Below are 6,916 nucleotides of genomic sequence, written 5' to 3' on the forward strand. Positions count from 1 at the left end.
ACAAGGATCATAGAAAGACTTGTTCACAGATATTTATTATGACCTATGAAGAAGCGAAGATTGGCGTGCTGACGACCATAATTCAACGAATGACTTGTCGGAATTTCCAGTTGCGATGTTGTTGTCAGTCAGCGCAGCCACCGCTACGTTTCCTTCCGCTGCCTTGCAGACTGGAAAATTCATTCAGTGTCATGAATTTGAAAATAATCGTGTCAACATACTGGTACGAAAAAATATTTGATATATATCTAATTTTATCCTATTATATATTTTATAAATATCTAATTATAAGGATATGCACAAACCTACAGACTGAAATATATAAAGGGGAAGTTCCTGCGGATTTGTGTGTTTTTTATTCTTAATAAATTAGATGATTATAAAATATATTAGAAAGGAATAAAAACATGAAATCAAAACTTTTCCACAGGAATTTTTCTCTTCTCATAGCAGGACAGGCCAGCTCTCTTTTGGGAAACGGGATCCTGGACTTTGCCATGTCCATGTATGTGCTGGAGAAGACCGGATCGGCGGCAGTATATGCAGGTTTTCTCACAGCTTCTATGATCCCCTCCATTTTATTTTCTCCCCTGGGAGGGATCCTGGCGGACCGGGGAAACAAGCGGAATATTATGGCAGGCCTGGATTTTCTGGCTGGTTTGGGCGTACTGCTGGTGGCAGTGTTTATGAGAGAAGAAAACAGTCTTGCCATGATCTGCGGCCTTTTACTTTTTGAGTCTGTACTTGGTGCTTTTGAGAACCCTGCGGTCCAGTCCTGCATTCCCTTTATGCAGAAAGGAGAAAATCTGATCAGGGCAAATGCGGTGGTGATCCAGATCAATGCCTTGTCGGCTTTCTTTTCTCCCATACTGGGAAGTCTGGTCTACACGGCTTTTGGTCTGAAACCGGTGCTGTACGCCGGAGTGGTCTGTTTCTTTTTTACTGCATGTTTTGAATGCTTTATAGAGATCCCCGGTCCAAAATATGAAAAACAAGGCCGAGAAAATCCTCTGCTGCTGGTGAAAGAAGATTTTCTGGACAGCCTTCGCCTCATAACCAGGGAGCGGCCGGCTATTCTGAAAATGCTGTTGGTGATCAGTGTGGTCACATGCCTGCTCCAGGGGGTAAGCGCAGTGGGATTCCCCTATATTATCCGTAATGTCCTGGGATTGAGTTCTATTTACTATGGGTTCTCGGAAAGCGCTGTGGGCCTGGCCGCCATAGCAGGAGGGATCCTGGCCGGTCTGGCGGCTTCAAAAATCCACGGGAAAAATATTTACCTGATCATAGGCGCCCTGGGATTCTTTCTTATCCCGCCGGGAATTTTATTCCTTCTATCAGGGAATCCTTATATCCGATATGGAACCCTGGTGTTGTTTTCTGTGCTGCTCCAGCTGGCTGCCTGTGGTTTTTCCATTTTTGCCACCTCCCTTATCCAGAGACTGACTCCGGGAAATATGATGGGAAAGGTTTCCGCCTATACAAGCGCTTTTACCCAGTGTATCCAGCCCCTGGGGCAGATCCTGTACGGATTTCTTTTTGACAGTTTTTCCGGAGGCGTTGCCTGGATCCTCATCCTTACCGGAACCATTCTGGGAGGCTTTGCACTTGCTGTAAAAGGATTCTTCAGGAAAACGGAAAGAGAATTTACTGAAAATTAACATTGTACGAGGAATCTATAGAGCAACTAAATATTATCAGAAAAATAGTATAAATTAACTCTGGTTTTTCTTTGAAAAAATGGTAAATTTTAAGTATGGGGCAGAGGAGAAAGAAATAGTTCTCTGTAGCTCTGCACAAAATCCAGGAAGGAGCGTGATACTATGAGCGACCCATTTTTCGGGTTCAGCAAGAAAAACGACTTTTTATTCTGCATTGATTCAGACGGATGTGCCATCGACAGTATGGATATTAAGCATTTCAGATGTTTCGGTCCATGTATGGTAAAAGAGTGGGGGCTGGAGGCCTACGAAAAGGAGCTTCTGGAAAGCTGGAATGAGGTAAATCTCTATTCTATGACAAGAGGGATCAACCGGTTTAAAGGTCTTGTAAAAGCCCTTACAGAGGTAGAAGAAAAATATCAGCCGGTGGAGGGACTGGAGGCTCTGGTTAAATGGGTGGAAGAATCTGATGAACTGTCCAATCCGGCTTTGGAGAAGGCAGTGAAAGAAACCGGAAATATCTGTCTGAAAAAGGCACTTGCCTGGTCCCAGGCAGTAAATGCTTCTATAAAAGAGCTTCCTAAGGAAGAAGTAAAGCCTTTTGAAGGCGTAAAGGAAGGCATCGAAATGCTTCATGAGAGCTGCGATATTGCCATTGTGTCTTCTGCAAACTATGAGGCGGTTAAGGAAGAATGGACCAGATTCGGATTGATCGATCATGTGGATGTGGTCCTGGCTCAGAATGCAGGCTCAAAGAAGAGCTGTATCGAGAAGCTTCTCACATACGGATATGATAAAGATAAAGTAATGATGACCGGAGATGCGCCGGGAGATATGGATGCGGCAGATAAGAACGGAGTATTTTTCTACCCTATCTTGGTAAAACAGGAAAAGGAAAGCTGGGCCAATATCGGTGAAGCAAAGGACCGGCTCCAGGCAGGGACCTTTGCAGGGGCCTATCAGGATGAATTAAAAGCGAAATTTGTTCAGAATCTCACAAAATAACAGGAGGAAACGTGAAATGGTGAATTTAAGAGAGAAACCTTATTATCTTAATGACGAGCAGATCCAGTGGGTGGAGGATACCATTGCAGGTATGACCATTGAAGAGAAGATCGGACAGCTGTTTGTCAATATGGTAGGAAACGCTGAGGAGAGAAAACCGGAAAATATCAAGAAAATCCTGGATACTTATCATCCCGGCGCAATCCGCTACCATAATGCTCCAAAGGAAGAAATCTGGGCAATGGCTGACTGCCTTCAGAAGACTACCAAGATTCCTCTGCTGATCGCTTCCAACTGTGAGGCCGGAGGAAACGGCGGAACCGGCGGCGGAACACCTATTGCCAACGGTGCAGCTATGGCAGCCATTGATTCAGAAGAGGCGGTAACGGAAATGGCAACCATCTCTGCCAGAGAAGCTGCAGCGGTAGGCTGTAACTGGAATTTCGCCCCTATCGTAGACCTGACTTACAACTGGAGAAATACCATTGTCCAGTTAAGAGCTTTTAACGACAATCCTGAGGATGTTATCCGCTATGCAAAAGCCTTCTTCAAAGGAATGAAAACACAGAATATCGCCACCTGTATGAAACACTTCCCGGGAGACGGTACAGAGGAAAATGACCAGCATCTGATCATGGGCGTCAATGAATACGACTGTGATAAGTGGGATGCTACATTTGGAAAAGTATATAAAGAACTGATCGATGCAGGAGTTATGACTATTATGGCCGGCCACATTGCCCTTCCTGCTTATTCCAAGAAACTGCGCCCAGGAATCAAAGATGAGGATATCCGCCCTGCAACCCTGGCTCCGGAACTGATTACAGATCTGCTGAAAGGCCAGTTAGGATTTAACGGTCTGGTAGTTACTGATGCTTCCCATATGATCGGTATGTTTGGCGCTACCATTCCGAGAAAAGAGCAGGTTCCTCAGGCGATCGCTGCAGGCTGCGACATGTATCTGTTCTTCAACGACAGAGAAGAAGACTTTGGCTATATGATGGAAGGCTATAGAAACGGAACTATCACAGAGGAACGTCTGAATGATGCCCTTCACAGGATCCTGGGCGTAAAGGCAGCTCTGAACCTCCATATCCTTCAGAAAGAAGGAAAGCTGGTAGCTCCTAAGGAAAATCTGGCCGTAGTAGGCTGCGAAGAGCATCACAAAGCATCCAGAGAGTTCGCAGACAAATATGTAACTCTGGTAAAAGACCGTCTGAACTATCTGCCAATGACACCGGAAAGATATAAGAGGATCAAACTGATGTACATCGGCTCTGAGGCAGTGGTAATTGCCGGAACCAAGTTTAAATCCAATGATGAAAATATCATCAAAGATATTGTGAGCCAGTTAGAGGAAGCAGGATTCGAGGTTGACGCAGAAGTTCCTTCCGCTAAAGGCAAAATGGAAGACTTCAAGAAGAAATATGATTGTGTGCTGCTGATCCTTAACGTACAGGGATTTGCGCAGTTCAATACTATGAGAGTAAAATGGGACGAGCCTACAAAGCAGCCATGGTATATGTCTGAACTGCCGACCTTTGTGGTATCCTTAAGCTATACTAACAATCTTATCGATGTTCCTATGGCAAGATGCTACATTAACTCTTACATGGATCACCATGAAAGCTTTGCAGCCACTCTGGAAAAGATGATGGGCAAGAGTGAATTCAAGGGAAGATATAACGAGAATGTATTCTGCGGAAGATGGGAAACCAGATTCTGAAAAGGAGTTAGATCAAGATTATGAGATTTTATGAATCATTAAATGAGGACTGGAAATTTGCCAAGACTGATCAGGTGCCGGATAAAATGCCCTGTCATGGAAACGACCAGGACTGGGAGTGGGTAGACCTGCCTCATACCTGGAATAACTGGGACGGCCAGGACGGCGGGGGCGACTACTACAAAGGAAAAGGCATCTATTTAAAGACCATTGAAAGACCTGACGTACCTGCAGATTATAAAATCTATCTGGAATTTGAAGGAGTAAATTCTGTCGCAGAGGTTTATCTCAACAACGAAAAAGTCTGCGAACACAAAGGCGGGTATTCTGCCTTTCGTGTAGACGCAACAGAGGCTCTGAAAGAAGGAAAAGCTTATCTGGCTGTAGTAGCGGACAATAAGAACCGGACAGATGTATATCCCCAGATGGCGGACTTTACCTTTTATGGAGGCATTTACCGGAATGTGACCATGATCTGTGTGCCTCAGACCCATTTCTGTCTGGATTATTTCGGATCTGCGGGAGTGGCTTTTGATACCAAACTTCAGGGTGAAGACGCTCTGGTAAATCTTTCTGCCTGGGTAACAGAAGCTCAGGAAAGCGATATGGTGCAGTTTGAGATCATGGATGAAGATGAGTCTGTGGTTGCAGAAGCTTTCGCTCCCGCTGCCTGGGAGACAAAAGCTACTGCCTGCATAGAAAAAGCTCATCTATGGCAGGGAGTAAAGGATCCCTATCTGTATACTGTGACGGCCAGAATTGTACGCCACAATGAAGTCCTTGATCAGGTAGAGGCAAGCCTTGGTGTAAGAGAGTTTTATGTGGATCCGGAAAAAGGATTCTTCCTAAACGGTATTCCCACACCTCTCAGAGGTGTATCCAGACATCAGGACAGACTGGGACAGGGTAATGCTCTTACAGAAGAAGATCATTTAGAGGATGCCTACCTGATCGCAGAGCTGGGGGCAAATACAGTCCGGCTGGCCCACTATCAGCATAATCAGGCATTCTATGATGCCTGCGACGCACTGGGCCTGGTAGTATGGGCGGAGATTCCTTTTATCTCGGTTATGAGCAAAGATCCCAAAGGACATGACAACTGCCGCCAGCAGATGAAGGAACTGATCTATCAGAACTATAATCATCCCTGCATCTGCTTCTGGGGCATTTCTAATGAGATTACCATCGGCGGAGACCGTCCGGGACTTCAGGAGAATCTGGAGGATCTGAACAAACTGGTGAAAGAGCTGGATTCCACCAGACTGACCACTATGGCTCAGGTATCTGCCCTTCCGAAGGAGTCCAGACACAACCAGATCACAGATGTGCTCAGCTATAACCATTATTTTGGATGGTATGGCGGTGACTATACCCAGAATGAAAAATGGCTGGATGAATTCCATCAGATGTATCCGGACAGAACTCTGGGTATTTCCGAATATGGCTGCGAGGGCATTATCAGCTGGCATACAGACGATCCAAAATGCAAGGACTATACAGAAGAATATCAGGCGGAGTATCATGAGCATATGGCTAAGATCATTGACGAAAGACCATATCTGTGGGCCACTCATATCTGGAATATGTTTGATTTCGGCTGCGACGCCAGAGATGAAGGCGGTGTAAAAGGAAGAAACAATAAGGGACTGGTAACTCTGGACAGAAAGGTGAAAAAAGACGCCTACTACATTTATAAGGCATACTGGTCTGAAGAACCCTTCGTTCATATTACCGGAAGAAGATATGCCCTTCGTCCTTACGACCACATGACTGTTAAAGTATATTCCAACCAGAAACAGGTAACTCTGTATGTGAACGGCAAGAGCGCAGGCACACAGGAAGGCAATAAGATCTTCCTGTTCGAGAACATTGCTCTGGATCAGGATATCAATGTGATCACTGCCAAAGCAGAGGGCTGCCCTGCAGATACGGTTACCTTCACTAAAGTATCTCAGCCATACGCCGGATATGTACGGCCGGTAGATGAAGAAGATGAAGGCGCCGGAGTGAAAAACTGGTTTGAGGGAGTGGACGAAAACGGAGAACTTCCGGAAATGACCTTTAACGAGAGTTACTACAGTGTCCGGGATTTTGTCAGTGAGATCCTGACAAATGAAGAAGCCGCAGAAATCCTGGTAAGCGCCATTAATACCTACGGAACGATGAAGACAAAACGATCCATGCTGGGAATCCTGTCGGGCGTACCGGTAGAGGATCTGGCGGAGATGTATGCCAGTGACAAAGAAAAGAGAGAGCGGCTTCTCAGACTTGCAAATGCAGAACTTCAGAAGGTAAAGAAATAGTTAACAGAGAAAAAAGCCCCTCTGCCTTCAGGTTTTTTCTGAAAGGCAGGGGGACTTTTTTCCTTTAAAGAAATGATTTACTCTAAAGGAATAATCCAGTCTTGGTAGTGTAAAAAACTTTGTGGCTTTGGTAAAAAATGGCTCCTTTTTGGTAAGAATTACAGATATGACAATTCTTATCGAAAAGGAGTTTATTTATGGCAGTAGCAAAAGACCAAATC

4 protein-coding genes are annotated in these 6,916 nt (G+C 45.1%); all 4 read left to right on the forward strand.

Annotated features, from left to right (window positions below):
• The first annotated feature begins 407 nt into the window (after positions 1-407).
• Complete coding sequence (locus B5G00_RS06205; RefSeq protein ID WP_087270139.1) at positions 408-1,661, forward strand: MFS transporter; 1,254 nt, start codon at positions 408-410, stop codon at positions 1,659-1,661.
• Between the two features lie 162 nt (positions 1,662-1,823).
• Complete coding sequence (locus B5G00_RS06210) at positions 1,824-2,666, forward strand: HAD hydrolase-like protein (RefSeq protein ID WP_087270142.1); 843 nt, start codon at positions 1,824-1,826, stop codon at positions 2,664-2,666.
• A 16-nt stretch (positions 2,667-2,682) separates the two neighbouring features.
• The gene (locus tag B5G00_RS06215) at positions 2,683-4,392 is read left to right on the forward strand and encodes a glycoside hydrolase family 3 protein (RefSeq protein WP_087270145.1); all 1,710 of its coding nucleotides are present in this window, start codon (positions 2,683-2,685) and stop codon (positions 4,390-4,392) included.
• A 20-nt stretch (positions 4,393-4,412) separates the two neighbouring features.
• The gene (locus B5G00_RS06220; RefSeq protein WP_087270148.1) at positions 4,413-6,695 is read left to right on the forward strand and encodes a glycoside hydrolase family 2 protein; all 2,283 of its coding nucleotides are present in this window, start codon (positions 4,413-4,415) and stop codon (positions 6,693-6,695) included.
• Positions 6,696-6,916: the final 221 nt, after the last annotated feature.

Origin of the sequence: Blautia sp. An46, from assembly GCF_002161645.1 — a bacterium.
GTDB classification, from domain to species: Bacteria; Bacillota; Clostridia; order Lachnospirales; family Lachnospiraceae; genus Blautia; species Blautia ornithocaccae.